The organism is Streptococcus suis, from assembly GCF_002964045.1.
Lineage (GTDB): Bacteria > Bacillota > Bacilli > Lactobacillales > Streptococcaceae > Streptococcus > Streptococcus suis_U.
Window position 1 is genome coordinate 1 of record NZ_POPB01000149.1, and the last position, 306, is coordinate 306.

The window sequence follows — 306 nt, forward strand, 5'->3', positions numbered from 1 at the left end:
TGTTAGCTTTTCATCTACCCACTACAGTTGACAAAGAGCCACAATAATCGGGAAGACAGGATTCGAACCTGCGACACCTTGGTCCCAAACCAAGTACTCTACCAAGCTGAGCTACTTCCCGATACTATTAAAAATAAAGCTCCCCTAACGTCTCCATTAAGCGAGTGATGCACCCTAGAGGATTCGAACCTCTAACCGCCTGATTCGTAGTCAGGTACTCTATCCAGTTGAGCTAAGGGTGCTAACTATTATAATCTTCATGCCGAGGACCGGAATCGAACCAGTACGATGTTGCCATCGCAGGAT

Annotated in this window: 2 tRNA genes; both read right to left on the reverse strand. The window is 46.4% G+C overall.

The features are described 5' to 3' along the window. Positions 1-47 precede the first annotated feature (47 nt). Positions 48-121, reverse strand: a tRNA-Pro gene (locus tag C1E99_RS00865). Positions 122-168: 47 nt separating this feature from the next. Next, positions 169-242: transfer RNA gene (locus C1E99_RS00870), tRNA-Arg, on the reverse strand. Positions 243-306: the final 64 nt, after the last annotated feature.